The organism is Streptomyces noursei ATCC 11455, assembly GCF_001704275.1.
Taxonomy (GTDB): domain Bacteria; phylum Actinomycetota; class Actinomycetes; order Streptomycetales; family Streptomycetaceae; genus Streptomyces; species Streptomyces noursei.
Map to the genome: position 1 here is coordinate 5078561 of NZ_CP011533.1, position 19344 is coordinate 5097904.

The following is a 19344-nucleotide window of genomic DNA, read 5'->3' on the forward strand; positions in this document are numbered from 1 at the left end:
CTCGCCCCTGCCGGGATCCGTCCCCGGGTCGAGGGACGCGTCGGTCCGTCCCCGGGCCGACGAACGGGCCAGTCCGTCACCGCGCCGACGAACGGGGCACACCGTCCCGCCCTCCGGCGCGATCCCGCCCCACCCGCGGCGACCAGCTCACCGACAGCTCACCGACAACTGATCTGCGACCGCGCCCAGTCGCCCAGCGCCACCAGATCGCCCGCGCTCTCCGGCTCGACCACCAGGCGCAGCGTCTTGCGCCCGGCCAACGGGACGTGCACCGGCACCGCCGACTCCCCGCCGCGCAGGACCGGCGACCGCCACAGCCGCACCCCGTCCCCGTACACCGAGAAGCGCAGCGCGCCCAGGCCCAGGCTGAGGTCGTCCACGCCGGCCACCGCGTCGTACGCCGTGCACTGCCGGTTGAGATCGATGACCACCGAGGACGAGGCGTGCACGCTCACCCCGTGGGGATAGGCGGTCCCGCCGATGCTCGGGCGGTACCGCTTCCACAGCCAGCCGCTGTCGAGGGCCCGTACTTCCGGCTTGCTGCCGTCCCCCATGAAGTCGTACGCCAACGCACTGACCTGATACGCCGTCGTCGGCGGCGTGGGGGTGGGCGTGGGCGTGGGCGTCGGTGTCGGGGTCGGCGTGGGCGTCGGGGTGGGCGTCGGTGTTGGAGTCGGCGTGGGCGTCGGCGGTGCCGGGGTGGGCGTCGGCGTCGGTGTCGGGGCGGGCTCGGACGGCGTCGGGGTGGGCATCGGCGTGCGGGACGGCGTCGGCTCGGTGACCGGCGCGCCCACCGGCGGCCGGGGGGTGTGCGACGGCGGCGGGGCCGGCACGGGCGGCGCGACCGGCGCCGGCGGGTGCGGTTGTGCCCGCGGGGCCGGTTGCGGCGACCCGGCCAGCGCGAACGCCAGCGCCGCCCCCGCCGCGACCACCAGCCCGGCACCGATACCGATCTTCACCGGCGCGGCCAGCCCCTCGCCCACGGCCGCCCCGCCGCCGGCGCCGCCCGCCGTACCGGAACCGGACCCCGCGGCGGCCGCGGCCACCCCGGCACCCGCCGCGGCCCCGGCGCCGGCGATCCCGGCCACCGCGGCGGCACCCTTGACGACGTACCCGGCCGCGAACCAGCCGATGACCGCCACCGGCAGCACCGCCCCGATCCGCTGGTTGAGGTCGACGACCTCCAGCGCCGCCCCGCGGCACCGGGCGCACTCCTCCAGATGCTTGCGCAGCCCCCGCTCGGCCCGCATCCGCAATCCGCCCCGGGCGTACGCGCCGAGCCGGTCGGCATAGCGCGCGCAGTCGCCGCCCGCGGTCAGCGACTGGCTCACATGCGCCTGCAGATACGCCTGCTTGAGCCCTTCCCGGGCGCGGTGGGCCAGCACGGCGGTGGCGTTGGCGGTCAGCCCGAGCAGCGGTGCGACCTCGCTCGGCGACTCGTCCTCGATGGTGGTGTGCCACAGCACCGTCTGATAGCGCTCCGGCAGGCTGCGGAACGCCTGCACCGCCATGGTCTGCTCGGCCTCGTGCATCGCCCGGACGTCCGCGCCCGGATCCAGCGTGCTGTCGTCCAGGGACGACCCGGCCGCCGACACCGCGAACACCGCGAAGTCCTCGACCAACTGCTCCCGTCGGGTGGTCCTCGCCCAGGCCGCGGCGACCCGCCGCACGGTCGTCAGCAGATACGCGCGCACCGCGGAGTCCGGCCCCGCCCCGCCGCGCACCGCCTGCAGGGTGCGCGCGAAGACCTCGCCGGTCAGATCCTCGGCGGTGTGGGCGTCCCGGCAGCAGCCGCGCGCATACCGGCGCACCGCCTCGGCGTGCCGGCGGTACAGCTCCTCGTAGGCGCTGTCGTCACCGGCCCGCATCGCGGCGACCAACTCGGCGTCGGACGGCGGCAGATCCGCGTCCGTGCGCTCGCCGGGCACCCCCACCGGCTCGTCCGACGGCATCCCGCCGTGCCGGGAGCGCCTGCGCTGCGCCGGCACGCTGGGCCCGGCGTCCTCCAGGCCACCGCGCGGGGGCGTCGCCCCCGGCGGCCCGGTCCGGCCCGGCACCTGATCCGAGCGGCGTCCCGTGGTCTCGCCACGCCGCTCGTCCCGCCCGTCAACACCCATCGCCGAGGCTCCCGAACCCGTCACACCGCAACACCGCGCAAGCGTGCCACACCCCTGGCCCGGGCTTCAGGGCCCCGGTGGGCAACCACTCATCCGGGGCGCCCGCACTGGCGTTCACCCGCACGGGGCGCCCCGCACCGGTCGGGACCACCGCATCGCAGGGATGCCGGCGCCCCACCGGGACGCCCCGCACTCGGGGCCTCCCGGTGCCGCCACCGGCTCCACGCGGGCGGTTCGTGCCCCGCCCGCCGTCATGGAGCCGGCCGCCGCGCCTGTCACGTCGCGGGACGCGACCGCAGCCCTTCCAGCAGGATCTCCAGCAACCGGGCGGAGGCCGCCTGCTGCTGCCCGGGATCGGGCAGCGCGGGCGCACCCGTGGCGATGACCAGCAGCACGTCGGAGACCGTGACATCGGTCCGCAGCGCACCCGCCGCCCGGGCCCGCTCGACCAGCCGTCCGACGACGTCCAGCAGCGCCTGCCCGCCCGGCGTCTCCTCGGCCTCGGGGCCGCTCCGCGGCCCGTCCGCCTCGCCGGGCGCCATCCGCTGCAGCGGCACCCGGGCCTCGGTGCCGCCCTCCGGCACCCGCGGCTCGGCCGCGCCGTCCGCCCGCTCCTCGCTCGCGCCGACCCGCAGGATGCCCGGCGGCAGCAGCCGCCCGGCGCCCGAGGCGACCGACGTGCGCAGGAACCGCGCCAGCGCCGACCACGGATCGTCCTCCTGACCCAGTGCGGCCCGTGCCTGCTCGGTCAGCCGGGAGGTCTCCTCCTCGGCTATCCGCCGGACCAGGACGTCCTTGCTCGGGAAGCGGCGGTAGACCGTCCCGACCCCGACCCGGGCGCGACGCGCCACGTCCTCCATCGGCGCGCCGTACCCCAGTTCGCCGAAGACCTCTCGGGCCGCCCGCAGCACATGCTCCAGATTGCGCTGGGCATCGACCCGCAGGGGTGTGCTCCGGCCGTTGAGGCCGGTCGCCGCGCCCGTTCCGTTGCCGCCGGCGCCGTTGACACCGTCGGAAGCGGCAGCGGTCATCGTGGCCGCCGCCGACCATTGAGAGCCCTGAATGTGCATAAGTGATCCCCCGGTAATGACGTCTCCCCCCGGAGACTCCCCGCCCTGACGGTCGGGGCGACCCGACAAGAGGGTGCACCCCGACGACATACGAACATAGTTGAGCCCGCGTCAAGATTGAAGGGGGCGCTCCGTACGCCGTGCCCCCCGTTCGGCCCAATGGACCCGATCCGTCCTGCTCGTCCTTCCGCTCACCTCGCGCCGAACTCCGCCTGACCAGCGTACTTCGCCCCGCTCGGCCGGAATGTCCCGCTCCGCACCGCGCCTCGTACCGGACATACTTTTCGACCGGCCTGTGGACAAAGCCGTCCCGGCGGTGCGTCATGGAACAGTGCTGTGCTGTCCGGGGGCACAGCGCCCGAAGGTGGCCGCGCGCGCCGGCCCGGCCACCCGCTCGGTGGCGCCCCGGCCTGGTCGACACCGCGAGGAGAACCTCTGTGAAGACTGTGTCTTCGGAGCATTCGGACGCCGTGGCGCGCATTCTCGTGGTGGGCGGTGGCTACGTGGGGATGTACACCGCCCTGCGGCTGCAGCGGACGCTGAAACAGGAGTTGCGGCAGGGCACGGTCGAGATCGTCGTCGTCGATCCCGAGCCCTACATGACCTACCAGCCGTTCCTGCCCGAGGCCGCCGCCGGCTCCATCTCCCCGCGCCATGTCGTCGTCCCGCTGCGCCGCGTCCTGCCGCACTGCACGGTCGTCATCGGCGAGGTCACCGAGATCGACCACGACGAGCGCAAGGCGACCATCGCCACCCTGGCCGCGGAGCATGCCGGCGCCGGCGCCGTCACCGTGGCCTACGACGAACTGGTCCTCGCGCCGGGATCGGTCTCGCGCGCCCTCCCCGTCCCCGGACTGGCCGACGTCGGCATCGGATTCAAGACGGTCGAGGAGGCCATCGGACTGCGCAACCACGTCCTCGAACAGCTCGACATCGCTTCCTCCACCCGCGACCCCGCGATCCGCGACGCGGCGCTGACCTTCGTCTTCGTCGGCGGCGGCTACGCGGGCGTGGAAGCGCTGGCCGAACTGGAGGACATGGCCCGCTACGCCGTCCGCTACTACCACAACGTCGGGCCCGAGGACATGAAGTGGGTCCTGGTCGAGGCGACCGACCGGATCCTGCCCGAGGTCGGCCCCGACATGGGCGGCTACACCGTCCGCGAGCTGCGCGCCCGCAACATCGACGTCCGCCTGGAGACCCGCCTGGAGTCCTGCGAGAAGCGCATCGTCCGGCTCAGCGACGGCTCCCGCTTCCCCGCCAGGACGCTCGTGTGGACCGCCGGCGTCAAACCGCACCCCATCGTGGCCGCGAGCAAACTGCCGCTGACCGACCACGGCCGCCTCAAGTGCACCGCCGCGCTCCAGGTGGACGGCGTGGAACACGCCTGGGCAGCCGGGGACGCGGCGGCCGTCCCGGACCTGACGGCCCCGCCGCCCGCCACCCCCGACGCGCCGCGCGCCGTCTGCGCCCCCAACGCCCAGCACGCCGTCCGCCAGACCAAGGTGCTGGCCGAGAACCTCACCGCGGCCCTGCGCGGCGGCGAGATCCACAACTACGCGCACAAGTACGTCGGTTCGGTGGCCTCGCTCGGCCTGCACAAGGGCGTCGCCCAGGTCTACGGCCGCAAGCTCAAGGGCTACCCGGCGTGGTTCATGCACCGTGCCTACCACCTCAGCCGGGTGCCCACCTTCAACCGCAAGGCCCGGATCCTCGCCGAATGGATCCTCGCGGGTCTGTTCAAACGCGAGATCGTCTCGCTCGGCTCGCTGGAGAACCCGCGCGCCGAATTCGAACTCGCCGCGGGCACCGGCCGGCACAACGAAACCAGCTGACCGGCCGCTCCACCAGGGACGTTGACTGGCCACCCGGTCGGCCCGGGCCGACCGCCCCCGGGCCGGGAACTACGCCTCGACGTCCGGCGTCTGACGGATGACCGTCCGGTCGGCCACACTGGACGTGTGACCATGGGTGGGCTCGTATCTGCGAAGAGTGACAATCACGAGGATTCAGGACGTTTGCTGCATTCCGCCAGAGGGTGCCGATCGTGCCCCCCGCCGCACCACGGGGCCTGCCCCCACGCCGATGGCCCGACCCCGCGTGACGACGCGAAGTAAGAGGTATCCCTCCGTGATCTTCACGCGCTGGAGCGCCAAATTCCCCGGCACGCAGCGGCGCACCGCCGCCCGGTCCGACCGCGCCGCCACGCCGTCCGCCCCGTCGGGGCCCACGGCGCACTCCGCCGCGCCCACCGACGACCCCTCCGGCACCGTCCCCGCCGCCCGCGCCGAGGGACCCGGCGAGGACGCCCCGCCGCCCACCGCGCCCCCCACCGTCGACGCGCTCTCCGTCCACGACATCCTCGGCACCATCCCCGCCCTGGTCGCCGTCGTCTACGGCCCCGAGCACCGCATCGCCTACGTCAACAGCGCCTACGCCGGCGTCTTCGGCCCCCGCCCGGCCGGCCACACCGCCCGCGAGGCCCTCCCCGAACTCGGCGAGCTGGGCCTGCTGCCCCTGATGGACCAGGTCCTGCGCAGCGGCAAACCCCGCACCGTCAAGTCCCGCAAGGTCCCGGCCGGCGCCGGCGGCGACCGCACCCGCGACGGCTACTACACCTTCACCTGCACCCCCATCGAGGTCGCCGCCAGCGGCCCGGCCCCCGACCCCGAGGTCGCCTGCGTCGCCCCGCACAAGGGCGTCCTGGTCTTCGGGGCCGAGGTCACCGACCAGATCGAGTCCGCCGAACGGCTCCGCGCCAGCGAGGCCCGCCAGCGCGCCGCCGCGGTCACCCTCCAGCGTTCGCTGCTGCCCCAGGAACTGGAGCAGCCCGACGACCTGCGGGTCGCCGCCACCTACCAGCCCGGCGGCACGGACGCCGCGGTCGGCGGCGACTGGTACGACGTCATCACCCTCGGCGCCGGCCGGACGGCCCTGGTCATCGGCGACGTCATGGGCCGCGGGGTGCGCGCCGCCGCCGTCATGGGCCAGCTCCGCACCGCGGTCCGCGCCTACGCCCGCCTGGACCTCCCGCCCCACGAGGTCCTCCAACTCCTCGACGGCCTGGCCGCCGAGATCGACGCCAGCCAGATCGCCACCTGCGTCTACGCCGTCCACGACCCCAACGAGGGCCGCCTGGTCTACGCCTCGGCCGGTCATCTGCCGATGCTCGTCCGGGACGCCGACGGCACCGTCCGCCGCGCCGCCGAACCGACCGGCCCGCCACTGGGCACCGGCGGCTGGCTGCACACCTCCGGCTCCGTCCCGCTGGGCGCCGGCAGCAGCGCCGTCCTCTATACCGACGGTCTCGTCGAACGCCGGGACAAGGACATCGACGAGGGCGTCGCCGCCCTGGAGCGCGCCTTCGCCGGCTCCACCGGCACCCCCGACATCGTCTGCGACCGGCTGCTGCGCTCCCTGGGCATCACCGCCGCGCACGACGACGACGTCGCCATCCTCGTCATCCAGAACCCGGTCCGTACGGGCCACGACGCCGAGCTGTTCCACAACGCCGCCCTCGAACTCCACGGCGGCACCGAGGCGGCACCGCGCGCCCGCGCCTTCGCCTCCGGCGTCCTCGCCTCCTGGCGCTTCTCCCCGGAACTCCACGACCTCGGCGTCCTGGCCGCCAGCGAACTCGTCGCCAACTCCCTCCAGCACGGCACCCCGCCGATGCGCCTACGGCTGCGCCGCACCGATCGCCGCCTGATCATCGAGGTCACCGACGGCGACGATCACCTGCCCCGCCGCCGGCGGGCCGAGCCCGTGGACGAGACCGGCCGCGGCATCTCCATCGTCGCCACCATCGCCTCCTCCTGGGGCTCCCGCCGCACCCCGGGCGGCGGCAAGGCCGTCTGGTGCGAATTCGCCCTGCCCAGGGGCTAGGTCGTGTGCACCCGGGGGCGGCGCCGCGCCAACAGCGGGCGCCGCCCCCGGACCGTCTTTCACACGCCCGCGGCCACCGGCTCGGCCTCCACCCGCTGCGCGGGCAGGGTCGCCACCCGGTGCGGCTGGTCCTGGGCCGGGGTCAGCATCCGCCCCAGCCGCAGCGCCAGCACCGAGATCCCGACCGCGCACGCCACCAGCATCGCGATGTACGCGACATGCATCCCGTGCCCGACCATCAGCGCCCCCACGGCCGGCCCGACCGCCAGCGCCAACTGCTTGACCAGCGCGAACGCGGAGTTGTACTGGCCGATCAGCGAGGCCGGCGCCAGATCCGCCACCAGCGGCGCCACGGTCGGCGCCAGCAGCGACTCCCCGACGCCGAACAGTGCGTACGTGGAGATCAGCAGGACGGTCGCCACCACCTGGCTCCCGCGCACCAGCCCGGACAGCCCGGCGGCCAGCCACGCCACCGTCCAGACCACGCCCACCAGCGCCATCACCCGGCTCCGACGCCGCCGCTCGACCAGCTTCAGCACCACGAACTGCGCCACCACGATCGCCGCCGTGTTGGCTGCCAGGGCGATGCCCAGCGTCGCCGGCGCGATCCGGGTCACCTCCGTGGCGTACGCCGCCAGCCCCGACTCGAACTGCCCGTAGCAGGCGAAGAACAGCACGAAGCCCAGCACGCACAGCCACACCATCCGCCGGTCGCCGAACAGCACCCGCCAGGCACCCTTGGCCCGCTCCTCCGTCGGCACCGCGTCCTCGACCTTCGGCGCCCGCGGCAGCCGAACGGTCGCGATCGCCGCGCCCAGCACCAGGAACATCACGGCCTCGATGGCGAACAGCCGCACAAAGCTCGACGCGTGCGTCTCGTCCACCAGCTGACCGCCGACCAGGCCGCCTATGCCGAGCCCCAGGTTGTTGAGGAAGAACTGGGTGGCGAACGCCCGCGACCGGGTCACCGTCGTCGAGCACCACACGATCATCGTGGCGAGCGCCGGCTGGATCACCGCGATACCGGCTCCCAGCGCCACCGCCGACGCGATGACCATCGGCTCGGTCGCCGACAGCCCGATCCCCAGCGAACCGACGGCGGCCGAGACCGTACCGACGACGGCCACCGGGAGCGGCCCCCGCCGGTCGATGACCCGTCCGGTCAACGGCAGCACGATCAGTGCGGAGATCGCCAGCATCGCCAGCACCGCACCAGCCGTATTCGCACCGAGATGCCGCACGTTCGCCACGTAGACGTACAGATACGGCACGGTGAAGCCGCTGCCGAACGCGCTCAGCGCGTTCCCCAGCTGGATCCGGCGCAGCGCGGCGCCCATCGCGGTGGTCACACTCACCTACCTAGGTCAGGTCACAGAAGACGGATACGAGTCAGGAACCCCCCGGGCCGAGTCGAGGCGGTGTCCACGGCGTCCCCGGCGTCCACGACACCCCGGACGTCCAAGACCGGACAGTCACACCCTCAAGACTTCGACCCTAAAGTTCGAAGCTAAAGACTACATGACGAAGAACTTCAACGCCAATGGCTTTCGTGTCATACTGCGCCGCATGCCAGAGCCCTCAGATGCGCCCGCCGGTCACTCCGAGCCGAGCCTTGAGGAACAGATCGCGGCCTACCAGCGCGAGTTCCGGGACCTCGACCCCCAGGTGGAGCAGGTCGTCTCCGCACTTCAGCGCCTCAACAGGCGGATGAACGTCGCCTACGGGCGCCAGACCGCCACCCTCGGCATCAGCAACGCCGAATGGGAGGTCCTCAAGGCCCTCGTCGTCTCCGGCGCGCCCTATCGCATGGGCCCCGGCGAACTCGCCAAGCGCCTCGGCCTCACGCCGGCCGCCATGACCCACCGCATCGACCGCATGGCGAGCGAAGGTCTGGTCACCCGCGAGCGCGACGAGACCAACCGCGTCCGAGTGATCGTCGAGCTGACCCACGAGGGCCGCGAGAAGTGGCTGGAGGCGATGCGCATGGCATCGGTCTTCGAGGAGGAGCTCCTCCAGGACCTCTCCGGCGAGCAACGCCGCATCCTCGGCGATGCGTTGACCCGGCTGCTGCGCCGCGTAGAGGAGGCCCAACCCGATGCCGAGGGCCGTCTGAGCGACCTCGACTGACCGGGTTTGACACGCCCCTCCCCGATCCGTAGTGTTCTCCGAGTTGCCAACGAGCCGGAACGGTTCTGTGGCAGCCATCCCGCCGCTTCGCGGCAACTCACTACTGCACGGCCCCTCAACGGGAGCGAATTTCGCATGCCGAAATTCATTCCGGGCGTCTGATTAGGCGTCAGCGAGGAATTCCGCTAACGTAGTGAACACCCCGCCGACGGGGAATCGGATCGAAATTCGAACCGACCGCAACTCACTGAGAAGCGGGCCGGGACGGAAAGAAGATCTGATAAAGTCGGAAAGGCCGAAAAGCGAAAGCGAAGCGGCCGGACCCCGCTCCAACAGGGGGCCAGAGACGGAAACGGATCTGGTAAGGTTGGAACCGCGAGGAAGCCGAAAGGCCGAATCGCACCGGCGAAAATCGGAGCCGAAAGGATCTGATAGAGTCGGAGACGCAAGACCGAAGGGAAGCGCCCGGAGGAAGCCCGAGAGGGTGGCCGAAGGAAGCGTCCGTTCCTTGAGAACTCAACAGCGTGCCAAAAGTCAACGCCAGATATGTTGATACCCCGTCTCCATCATGGAGATGAGGTTCCTTTGAAAAGTCCTTCCAATAGCTTTGGGAGGCGCACAGCGAGGACGCTGTGAACCGCGAGGATTATTCCTCCTTGTGGTTCCGCTCAACGCGAGTGTTGATACCGGATTACCGGTAAGCATTCACGGAGAGTTTGATCCTGGCTCAGGACGAACGCTGGCGGCGTGCTTAACACATGCAAGTCGAACGATGAACCGGCTTCGGTCGGGGATTAGTGGCGAACGGGTGAGTAACACGTGGGCAATCTGCCCTTCACTCTGGGACAAGCCCTGGAAACGGGGTCTAATACCGGATATGACACGGGGTCGCATGATCTCCGTGTGGAAAGCTCCGGCGGTGAAGGATGAGCCCGCGGCCTATCAGCTTGTTGGTGAGGTAATGGCTCACCAAGGCGACGACGGGTAGCCGGCCTGAGAGGGCGACCGGCCACACTGGGACTGAGACACGGCCCAGACTCCTACGGGAGGCAGCAGTGGGGAATATTGCACAATGGGCGAAAGCCTGATGCAGCGACGCCGCGTGAGGGATGACGGCCTTCGGGTTGTAAACCTCTTTCAGCAGGGAAGAAGCGAGAGTGACGGTACCTGCAGAAGAAGCGCCGGCTAACTACGTGCCAGCAGCCGCGGTAATACGTAGGGCGCGAGCGTTGTCCGGAATTATTGGGCGTAAAGAGCTCGTAGGCGGCTTGTCGCGTCGGATGTGAAAGCCCGGGGCTTAACCCCGGGTCTGCATTCGATACGGGCAGGCTAGAGTTCGGTAGGGGAGATCGGAATTCCTGGTGTAGCGGTGAAATGCGCAGATATCAGGAGGAACACCGGTGGCGAAGGCGGATCTCTGGGCCGATACTGACGCTGAGGAGCGAAAGCGTGGGGAGCGAACAGGATTAGATACCCTGGTAGTCCACGCCGTAAACGTTGGGAACTAGGTGTGGGCGACATTCCACGTCGTCCGTGCCGCAGCTAACGCATTAAGTTCCCCGCCTGGGGAGTACGGCCGCAAGGCTAAAACTCAAAGGAATTGACGGGGGCCCGCACAAGCAGCGGAGCATGTGGCTTAATTCGACGCAACGCGAAGAACCTTACCAAGGCTTGACATACACCGGAAAGCATTAGAGATAGTGCCCCCCTTGTGGTCGGTGTACAGGTGGTGCATGGCTGTCGTCAGCTCGTGTCGTGAGATGTTGGGTTAAGTCCCGCAACGAGCGCAACCCTTGTTCTGTGTTGCCAGCATGCCTTTCGGGGTGATGGGGACTCACAGGAGACTGCCGGGGTCAACTCGGAGGAAGGTGGGGACGACGTCAAGTCATCATGCCCCTTATGTCTTGGGCTGCACACGTGCTACAATGGCCGGTACAATGAGCTGCGATACCGTGAGGTGGAGCGAATCTCAAAAAGCCGGTCTCAGTTCGGATTGGGGTCTGCAACTCGACCCCATGAAGTCGGAGTTGCTAGTAATCGCAGATCAGCATTGCTGCGGTGAATACGTTCCCGGGCCTTGTACACACCGCCCGTCACGTCACGAAAGTCGGTAACACCCGAAGCCGGTGGCCCAACCCCTTGTGGGAGGGAATCGTCGAAGGTGGGACTGGCGATTGGGACGAAGTCGTAACAAGGTAGCCGTACCGGAAGGTGCGGCTGGATCACCTCCTTTCTAAGGAGCACTTCTTACCGAGCTTTGCTTGGTCAGAGGCCAGTACATCAGCGAGTGTCTGATGCTGGTTGCTCATGGGTGGAACGTTGACTACTCGGCCTGTTCAGGGTCATGGATCGTTAGTACTGCTTCGGCGTGGAACACGGGACTGTGGGTTGAACTGGTCGGGCACGCTGTTGGGTGTCTGAGGGTGCGGACTTATGGTCTGAGCCTTCGGGATGCCGGTCCCGGTGAAGCGCCTCTTGTGGGTGTGTGACGGGTGGCTGGTCGTTGTTTGAGAACTGCACAGTGGACGCGAGCATCTGTGGCCAAGTTTTTAAGGGCGCACGGTGGATGCCTTGGCACCAGGAACCGATGAAGGACGTGGGAGGCCGCGATAGGCCCCGGGGAGCTGTCAACCGAGCTTTGATCCGGGGGTGTCCGAATGGGGAAACCCGGCAGTCGTCATGGGCTGTCACCCGCTGCTGAACACATAGGCAGTGTGGAGGGAACGCGGGGAAGTGAAACATCTCAGTACCCGCAGGAAGAGAAAACAACCGTGATTCCGGGAGTAGTGGCGAGCGAAACTGGATGAGGCTAAACCAGTCACGTGTGATACCCGGCAGGGGTTGCGTGGTTGGGGTTGTGGGAGCTTTCTTGATCGGTCTGCCGGCCGGTCGGTGAGTCAGAAACCGTTGATATAGGCGAAGGACATGCGAAAGGTCCGGCGTAGAGGGTAAGACCCCCGTAGCTGAAATGTCAGCGGCTTGCTTGAGAGCCACCCAAGTAGCACGGGGCCCGAGAAATCCCGTGTGAATCTGGCGGGACCACCCGTTAAGCCTAAATATTCCCTGGTGACCGATAGCGGATAGTACCGTGAGGGAATGGTGAAAAGTACCGCGGGAGCGGAGTGAAATAGTACCTGAAACCGTGTGCCTACAAGCCGTGGGAGCGTCGCCATGCAGCTTGCTGTGTGGTCGTGACTGCGTGCCTTTTGAAGAATGAGCCTGCGAGTTTGCGGTATGTTGCGAGGTTAACCCGTGTGGGGAAGCCGTAGCGAAAGCGAGTCCGAATAGGGCGTTGGAGTAGCATGCTCAAGACCCGAAGCGGAGTGATCTAGCCATGGGCAGGTTGAAGCGGAGGTAAGACTTCGTGGAGGACCGAACCCACCAGGGTTGAAAACCTGGGGGATGACCTGTGGTTAGGGGTGAAAGGCCAATCAAACTCCGTGATAGCTGGTTCTCCCCGAAATGCATTTAGGTGCAGCGTCGTGTGTTTCTTGCCGGAGGTAGAGCACTGGATAGGCGATGGGCCCTACCGGGTTACTGACCTTAGCCAAACTCCGAATGCCGGTAAGTGAGAGCGCGGCAGTGAGACTGTGGGGGATAAGCTCCATGGTCGAGAGGGAAACAGCCCAGAGCATCGACTAAGGCCCCTAAGCGTGTGCTAAGTGGGAAAGGATGTGGAGTCGCAGAGACAACCAGGAGGTTGGCTTAGAAGCAGCCACCCTTGAAAGAGTGCGTAATAGCTCACTGGTCAAGTGATTCCGCGCCGACAATGTAGCGGGGCTCAAGTACACCGCCGAAGTCGTGTCATTGCAGCATGAGGGCTAACGCCTGTTGTGATGGGTAGGGGAGCGTCGTGTGCCGGGTGAAGCAGCCGTGGAAACGAGTTGTGGACGGTTCACGAGTGAGAATGCAGGCATGAGTAGCGATACAAGAGTGGGAAACTCTTGCGCCGATTGACTAAGGGTTCCTGGGTCAAGCTGATCTGCCCAGGGTAAGTCGGGACCTAAGGCGAGGCCGACAGGCGTAGTCGATGGACAACCGGTTGATATTCCGGTACCCGCTTTGAAGCGCCCAATACTGAATCAGGCGATGCTAAGTCCGTGAAGCCGCCCTGATCTCTTCGGAGTTGAGGGGAGTGGTGGAGCCGACGGACCAGACTTGTAGTAGGTAAGCGATGGGGTGACGCAGGAAGGTAGTCCAGCCCGGGCGGTGGTTGTCCCGGGGTAAGGGTGTAGGCCGTGTGGTAGGCAAATCCGTCACACGTTAAGGCTGAGACCTGATGCCGAGCCGATTGTGGTGAAGTGGATGATCCTATGCTGTCGAGAAAAGCCTCTAGTGAGTTTCAAGGCGGCCCGTACCCTAAACCGACTCAGGTGGTCAGGTAGAGAATACCGAGGCGTTCGGGTGAACTATGGTTAAGGAACTCGGCAAAATGCCCCCGTAACTTCGGGAGAAGGGGGGCCATTTCTGGTGATGACATTTACTGTCTGAGCTGGGGGTGGCCGCAGAGACCAGCGAGAAGCGACTGTTTACTAAAAACACAGGTCCGTGCGAAGCCGTAAGGCGATGTATACGGACTGACGCCTGCCCGGTGCTGGAACGTTAAGGGGACCGGTTAGCTCCATTTCGGTGGGGCGAAGCTGAGAACTTAAGCGCCAGTAAACGGCGGTGGTAACTATAACCATCCTAAGGTAGCGAAATTCCTTGTCGGGTAAGTTCCGACCTGCACGAATGGCGTAACGACTTCTCGACTGTCTCAACCATAGGCCCGGTGAAATTGCATTACGAGTAAAGATGCTCGTTTCGCGCAGCAGGACGGAAAGACCCCGGGACCTTTACTATAGCTTGATATTGGTGTTCGGTTCGGCTTGTGTAGGATAGGTGGGAGACTTTGAAGCGCCAACGCCAGTTGGTGTGGAGTCGTTGTTGAAATACCACTCTGGTCGTGCTGGATGTCTAACCTGGGTCCGTGATCCGGATCAGGGACAGTGTCTGGTGGGTAGTTTAACTGGGGCGGTTGCCTCCTAAAGGGTAACGGAGGCGCCCAAAGGTTCCCTCAGCCTGGTTGGTAATCAGGTGTTGAGTGTAAGTGCACAAGGGAGCTTGACTGTGAGACTGACGGGTCGAGCAGGTACGAAAGTAGGGACTAGTGATCCGGCGGTGGCTTGTGGAAGCGCCGTCGCTCAACGGATAAAAGGTACCCCGGGGATAACAGGCTGATCTTCCCCAAGAGTCCATATCGACGGGATGGTTTGGCACCTCGATGTCGGCTCGTCGCATCCTGGGGCTGGAGTCGGTCCCAAGGGTTGGGCTGTTCGCCCATTAAAGCGGTACGCGAGCTGGGTTTAGAACGTCGTGAGACAGTTCGGTCCCTATCCGCTGCGCGCGTAGGAGTCTTGAGAAGGGCTGTCCCTAGTACGAGAGGACCGGGACGGACGGACCTCTGGTGTGCCAGTTGTTCTGCCAAGGGCATGGCTGGTTGGCTACGTTCGGAAAGGATAACCGCTGAAAGCATCTAAGCGGGAAGCCTGCTTCGAGATGAGGGCTCCCACCCACTTGATGGGGTAAGGCTCCCAGTAGATGACTGGGTTGATAGGCCAGATATGGAAGCGCCGTAAGGTGTGGAGTTGACTGGTACTAATAGGCCGAGGGCTTGTCCTCAGTTGCTCGCGTCCACTGTGTTGGTTCTGAAGCCACGAACAGACCAACGGTTGTTCTTTGTTTCATAGTGTTTCGGTGGTTATAGCGTTAGGGAAACGCCCGGTTACATTCCGAACCCGGAAGCTAAGCCTTTCAGCGCCGATGGTACTGCAGGGGGGACCCTGTGGGAGAGTAGGACGCCGCCGAACTAATTTTAGAAGAAGCCCCGTTGGGAACCTCGGTTCCCAACGGGGCTTCTTTGCGTTGTCCTTCCGGAAGGCTGGGTACGCTCGTTTGATGCGTTATGACCTGATCATTTTCGACAATGACGGTGTACTGGTCGACAGTGAGCCGATCTCCAACCGGATCCTCGCCGGCTATCTCACCGAACTGGGGCACCCCACCACGTACGAGGAATCGCTGCGTGACTTCATGGGCGGGTCGGTGCAGCGGGTGCGGGACATGGTGTGGGAGAAGTCCGGGCGGGCGCTGCCGGCGGATTTCGAGACCGATTTCCACACGCGGGTCTTCGACGAGTTCCGTCGGCGGCTGCAGCCGGTGCCGGGCGTGGCGGCGGTCCTGGAGAAGCTGGCCGCGGACGGTGTGCCGTACTGCGTCGGTTCGTCGGGGAGCCATGAGCGGATCAGGGTGGCGCTGACGAAGACCGGGCTGTTCGAGCGGTTCGGTGCGGAGCGGGTCTTCTCGTCGCAGGACGTGGCGCGGGGGAAGCCGGCGCCCGACCTGTTTCTGCACGCGGCGAAGGAGATGGGCGTCGCGCCGGGGCGGTGTGCGGTGGTCGAGGACAGTCCGTTGGGCGTGCGGGCGGCGGTGGCCGCGGGCATGGACGTCTACGGGTTCACGGCGATGACGCCGGCGGTGAAGCTGAGGGAGGCCGGGGCCACCGCGCTGTTCGGCGATATGGCGGAGCTGCCGCGGTGGGTGCGGTGAGGACGGGTGCGGGCCGGTATCCGCCTGCCGGGCCGCCAACTTCTCGTACACCAGGCGGAATTGGGCGAGTGATCCATCTACCCAGCGGTAGCCCGGAGTTCTAGGCTGACCGGCCATGACGCCCCCTCAGGTACCGGGAGCGCGGCTCCGCCGTGGCCGGGTCTCGCTCGCCCTCAGCTTCTTCGCGCAGGGGGCGGTCTTCGCCCTGCTCGTGACCCGCATACCGGCGGTCCAGACGCGCTACGGCATCTCCGACGGCCTGTTGCCGGTCTTCCTGGCGGCCGTTCCGGTGCTCGCCGGCGTCGGTAGTGTCGGCACCGAGCACCTGGTGAAGCGGGTGCGGCCGAGCGTCGTGCTGCGCGCGGTGCAGCCGGTGGTGTGCCTGGCGCTGCTGGCGGTCGGAGCGGTCGGGTCGCTGGCGCAGGCCGCGGTGGCGCTGGCCGTGTTCGGGCTGACCGTGGGCGGCCTGGACGCGTCGATGAACATGCTCGGGGTGAGTCTCCAACGGGCCTACGGGCGGAGCATCATGCTCGGCTTCCACGCCGCGTACAGCCTGGGCGGGATCGTGGGGGCCTCGCTGGCGTGGGCGGGGGCGCACTGGGAACTGCCGCTGGTGGTGCTGTACGGGCCGGTGGTGGCGGTGGCCGTCCCGCTGGTGCTGGTCATCGGCCGGTGGTTCGTGGACGGCGAGGACCGGGGCGGGTCGGAGGGTGCCGGGGGGACGGCGGGTGGGGCGCCGGTGGCGATGCGGCTGCTGTTGCCGCTGTGCCTGGTGATGGCGTTCGCGTACATCGGCGACTCGACGGTCTCCAACTGGAGCGCGAAGTATCTGAAGGACGTACTGGGCGGCTCGGAGCAGCTGTCGACGGTCCCGTACAACGTCTACATGGTGACGACGCTGCTCGGGCGGACCGTGGGGGATATGGGGGTGCGGCGCTTCGGGCCGGTCGCGGTGGTGCGGATCGGGACCGTGGTCGCGGCGGTCGGCTTCGCGGTGGTGGCGGCGGCGCCGGGGGCCTGGGTCGGGATGGTGGGATTCGTCCTGCTGGGGCTCGGGTTGTGCGTCATCGTGCCGCAGACCTTCGCGGCGGCCGGGCGGTACGCGGTCGAGCGCCATGGCCCGGGTGCTTCGGATCCGACCATCGCGCGGCTGAACATCTTCAACTATGTGGGCTTTCTGATCGGCTCCCCGTTGGTGGGCGGGCTGGGGGACGCCTGGAGCTATCGCGGGGCGATGCTCGTACCGATGGTGCTGGTCCTGGTGACATTGGTGTACGCCCGCTCGTTCGGGTCGTCCTCGGCCCGATACGGTGACGACCATGAGCGGCCGCGCACAGCTGATGTGGGACGAGGCAGTAACGGGCTATAACTTCGGGCCGGGGCATCCGATGGACCCCGTCCGACTCGCCCTGACGATGCGCCTGGTGGAGGCGTACGAGCTCCATCGGGGACCGCTGGAGGTGGTGGCCGCCAAGCCGGCCGGCGACTCCACGCTGCGCCTGGTGCACCGTGAGGACTACATCGAGGCGGTCCGCCGGGCGTCCGCCGACCCGGAGTCCGCGGACCTCGCCTACGGACTGGGCACCGAGGACGACCCGGCGTTCCCCGGGATGCACGAGGCGTCGGCGCTGATCGCCGGGCAGTCGGTGGGGGCGGCGGAGGCCGTCTGGCGCGGTGATGCGGAGCACGCGGTGAACTTCGCGGGCGGGCTGCACCACGCGATGCCCGGCGGCGCGTCCGGGTTCTGCGTCTACAACGACGCGGCGCTGGCGATCGCCCGGCTGCTGGAGCTCGGCGCCGAGCGCGTGGCGTACGTGGATGTGGACGTGCACCACGGGGACGGCGTCCAGGCGGCGTTCTGGGAGGACCCGCGGGTGCTGACGATCTCGTTGCACGAGCACCCGCGGACGCTGTTCCCGCAGACCGGCTGGCCGGAGGAGACCGGCGGGGAGGGCGCGGAGGGCAGTGCGGTGAACGTGGCGCTGCCGGCCGGGACCGCCGACGCGGGCTGGCTGCGGGCCTTCCACGCCGTGGTGCCGGAGCTGCTGGCCGCGTTCCGGCCCCAGGCCCTGGTCACCCAGCACGGCGCCGACACCCATTTCGAGGACCCGCTCGCGCACCTCGCGGTGAGCCTGGACGCGCAGCGGGCGGTGGCCGAGTCCTGCCACGCGTTGGCGCACGAGTACGCGGACGGGCGCTGGGTCGCGCTCGGGGGCGGTGGCTACGCGGTGGTGGAGGTGGTGCCGCGCAGCTGGACGCATCTGGCGGCGATCGCCGGGCACCGGCCGATCGACCCGACGTCGCCGGTGCCGGAGGAGTGGCGGCACGAAGTGTTCCGCAGGACGCGGCAGTTGGCGCCGTACCGGATGACGGACGGGCGGACTCCGCAGTGGCGGGACTTCGGCGAGGGCGGCTACGACCCGGCCGACCGGCTCGACCAGGCGGTGCTGGCCACCCGTCGGGCGGTGTTCCCGTCCCACGGGCTGTTGCCGTGAGGCGGCGGGGGATGCCGTAGGGGGTGGGCGAACAGAACCCGTAGGGGATGCGAGGCCCCCCTGCGGGGCCACAACGTGGTGGGGTGAGGGGGCATTCCCGCTTTCGTCGTGGCTGCCCCGGATGTGTGACTACCCGTCGGTTAGGGCATCCGCATCCCGGCCGAACGGCCAGCATGGGGCCCGTGTTGGGCACCGGGGCGCTGCGGGCGCACCTGATCGAGGCGCGGCTCGCGGGGACGATCGCGACCACGCGGGAGCAGAGTCTGCGGCGCTACCGGCTCTTCGCGGCGCGCGATCCGCGGGCGCTGTTGGGGCTGGATCCCGAACGGGACTGGTCCTTCGGTGAAGTCCTGCGACTGATGGGACAGGAGTGCGGTATTTCAGCCGATCCCGCGCACACTTCAGGTCTGGATGTGATCGATCCCGACCGGACGATCGCCGGGTTGGACGCGTTCGCCGACCGGCTCGCCGCGGCGGCCGGCCGTCGGGTGCCGGTGCTGCTCGGCACCGGGCACCCGCACCGGCTGCTGGAGTTCTACGCCGCCCTCGCAGACGCCCTCTCGTCAGCGGGCTGCACCGTCCTCACCCCGGCGTATGGCCATCGTGTCGACATAGCGACCCGGTTCGGAGTACGCACCCGGGTCCTCGATTACGTACGGGGAGTCGCGCTGATGCGCGAGCCCGGCGTGCGGGGCGCACCCTCCGAGGGGGGCGTGCACACCCACTCACCGCTGCCGGTGCGGACCGCTCTGGGGGTCGCAGCGGCGTCCGCCGGACCGCTTCCGGGGCTGGTCATCGGGGACCACGGATGGGTCTGCGGAGCAGGTCAGCTGGGCATCGAGGCGATCGGGCTGGCGGACGCCGACGACCCCGCGCCGTTCGTCGGGAGGGCGGAGGGACGGCTCTCCGCGGTGGTGCCGCTCGATGATGCCGTCCGGTCGACGCACTACCGACCCCTGATCCGCTACATCCTCAATAGGGCGCATCTGTCCTGATTGACGGTCGTTCGCTGCTCCTCTTCCCCACTCGCATCACCCGCCCCTAATCTGGGGAGTGAACGCA

10 protein-coding genes and 3 rRNA genes are annotated in these 19344 nt (G+C 68.2%); 10 read left to right on the forward strand and 3 right to left on the reverse strand.

Annotation, left to right across the window (positions count from 1 at the left end; translation table 11 throughout):
- Window positions 1-158 precede the first annotated feature (158 nt).
- Entirely contained in the window at window positions 159-2117 is a 1959-nt protein-coding gene (locus tag SNOUR_RS21495) for a sigma-70 family RNA polymerase sigma factor (RefSeq protein ID WP_067349660.1), read from the reverse strand.
- 275 nt (window positions 2118-2392) lie between these two features.
- Window positions 2393-3187, reverse strand: a complete 795-nt coding sequence (locus SNOUR_RS21500) for a TetR/AcrR family transcriptional regulator (RefSeq protein ID WP_067349662.1) — start codon at window positions 3185-3187, stop codon at window positions 2393-2395.
- Between the two features lie 509 nt (window positions 3188-3696).
- On the opposite strand from SNOUR_RS21500, the gene SNOUR_RS21505 reads away from it, so the two are divergent.
- A complete protein-coding gene (locus SNOUR_RS21505) occupies window positions 3697-5022 on the forward strand; it encodes an NAD(P)/FAD-dependent oxidoreductase (protein WP_067358602.1) in 1326 nt (441 codons plus the stop codon).
- A 295-nt stretch (window positions 5023-5317) separates the two neighbouring features.
- Window positions 5318-7072, forward strand: a complete 1755-nt coding sequence (locus SNOUR_RS21510) for a SpoIIE family protein phosphatase (protein WP_067349665.1) — start codon at window positions 5318-5320, stop codon at window positions 7070-7072.
- Between the two features lie 59 nt (window positions 7073-7131).
- Here the strand turns inward: SNOUR_RS21510 and SNOUR_RS21515 are convergent, their stop codons facing one another.
- On the reverse strand, window positions 7132-8421 hold the full coding sequence (locus SNOUR_RS21515) for an MFS transporter (protein ID WP_067349668.1): 1290 nt from the start codon (window positions 8419-8421) through the stop codon (window positions 7132-7134).
- 217 nt (window positions 8422-8638) lie between these two features.
- Between SNOUR_RS21515 and SNOUR_RS21520 the strand changes: the two genes are divergently transcribed.
- The 8 genes from SNOUR_RS21520 (at window position 8639) to SNOUR_RS21555 (ending at window position 19277) form a co-directional block, all read left to right on the forward strand.
- On the forward strand, window positions 8639-9199 hold the full coding sequence (locus SNOUR_RS21520) for a MarR family winged helix-turn-helix transcriptional regulator (protein ID WP_067358603.1): 561 nt from the start codon (window positions 8639-8641) through the stop codon (window positions 9197-9199).
- Window positions 9200-9903: 704 nt separating this feature from the next.
- Window positions 9904-11432 (forward strand): 16S ribosomal RNA (locus SNOUR_RS21525).
- A gap of 306 nt (window positions 11433-11738) precedes the next feature.
- A 23S ribosomal RNA gene (locus SNOUR_RS21530) occupies window positions 11739-14860 on the forward strand.
- A gap of 71 nt (window positions 14861-14931) precedes the next feature.
- Window positions 14932-15048 (forward strand): 5S ribosomal RNA (gene rrf, locus SNOUR_RS21535).
- Together the 16S, 23S and 5S rRNA genes form the textbook arrangement of a ribosomal RNA operon.
- An 88-nt stretch (window positions 15049-15136) precedes the next feature.
- A complete protein-coding gene (locus SNOUR_RS21540; RefSeq protein ID WP_067349671.1) occupies window positions 15137-15787 on the forward strand; it encodes an HAD family hydrolase in 651 nt (216 codons plus the stop codon).
- Window positions 15788-15902: 115 nt separating this feature from the next.
- Complete coding sequence (locus SNOUR_RS21545; RefSeq protein WP_067349674.1) at window positions 15903-17156, forward strand: MFS transporter; 1254 nt, start codon at window positions 15903-15905, stop codon at window positions 17154-17156.
- Window positions 17107-18282, forward strand: coding sequence for an acetoin utilization protein AcuC (locus tag SNOUR_RS21550; protein WP_067349677.1), 1176 nt, complete (start codon window positions 17107-17109; stop codon window positions 18280-18282). Before SNOUR_RS21545 ends, SNOUR_RS21550 begins: the two co-directional genes overlap by 50 nt.
- A 182-nt stretch (window positions 18283-18464) precedes the next feature.
- Entirely contained in the window at window positions 18465-19277 is an 813-nt protein-coding gene (locus tag SNOUR_RS21555) for a phosphatase (protein WP_067358605.1), read from the forward strand.
- Window positions 19278-19344: the final 67 nt, after the last annotated feature.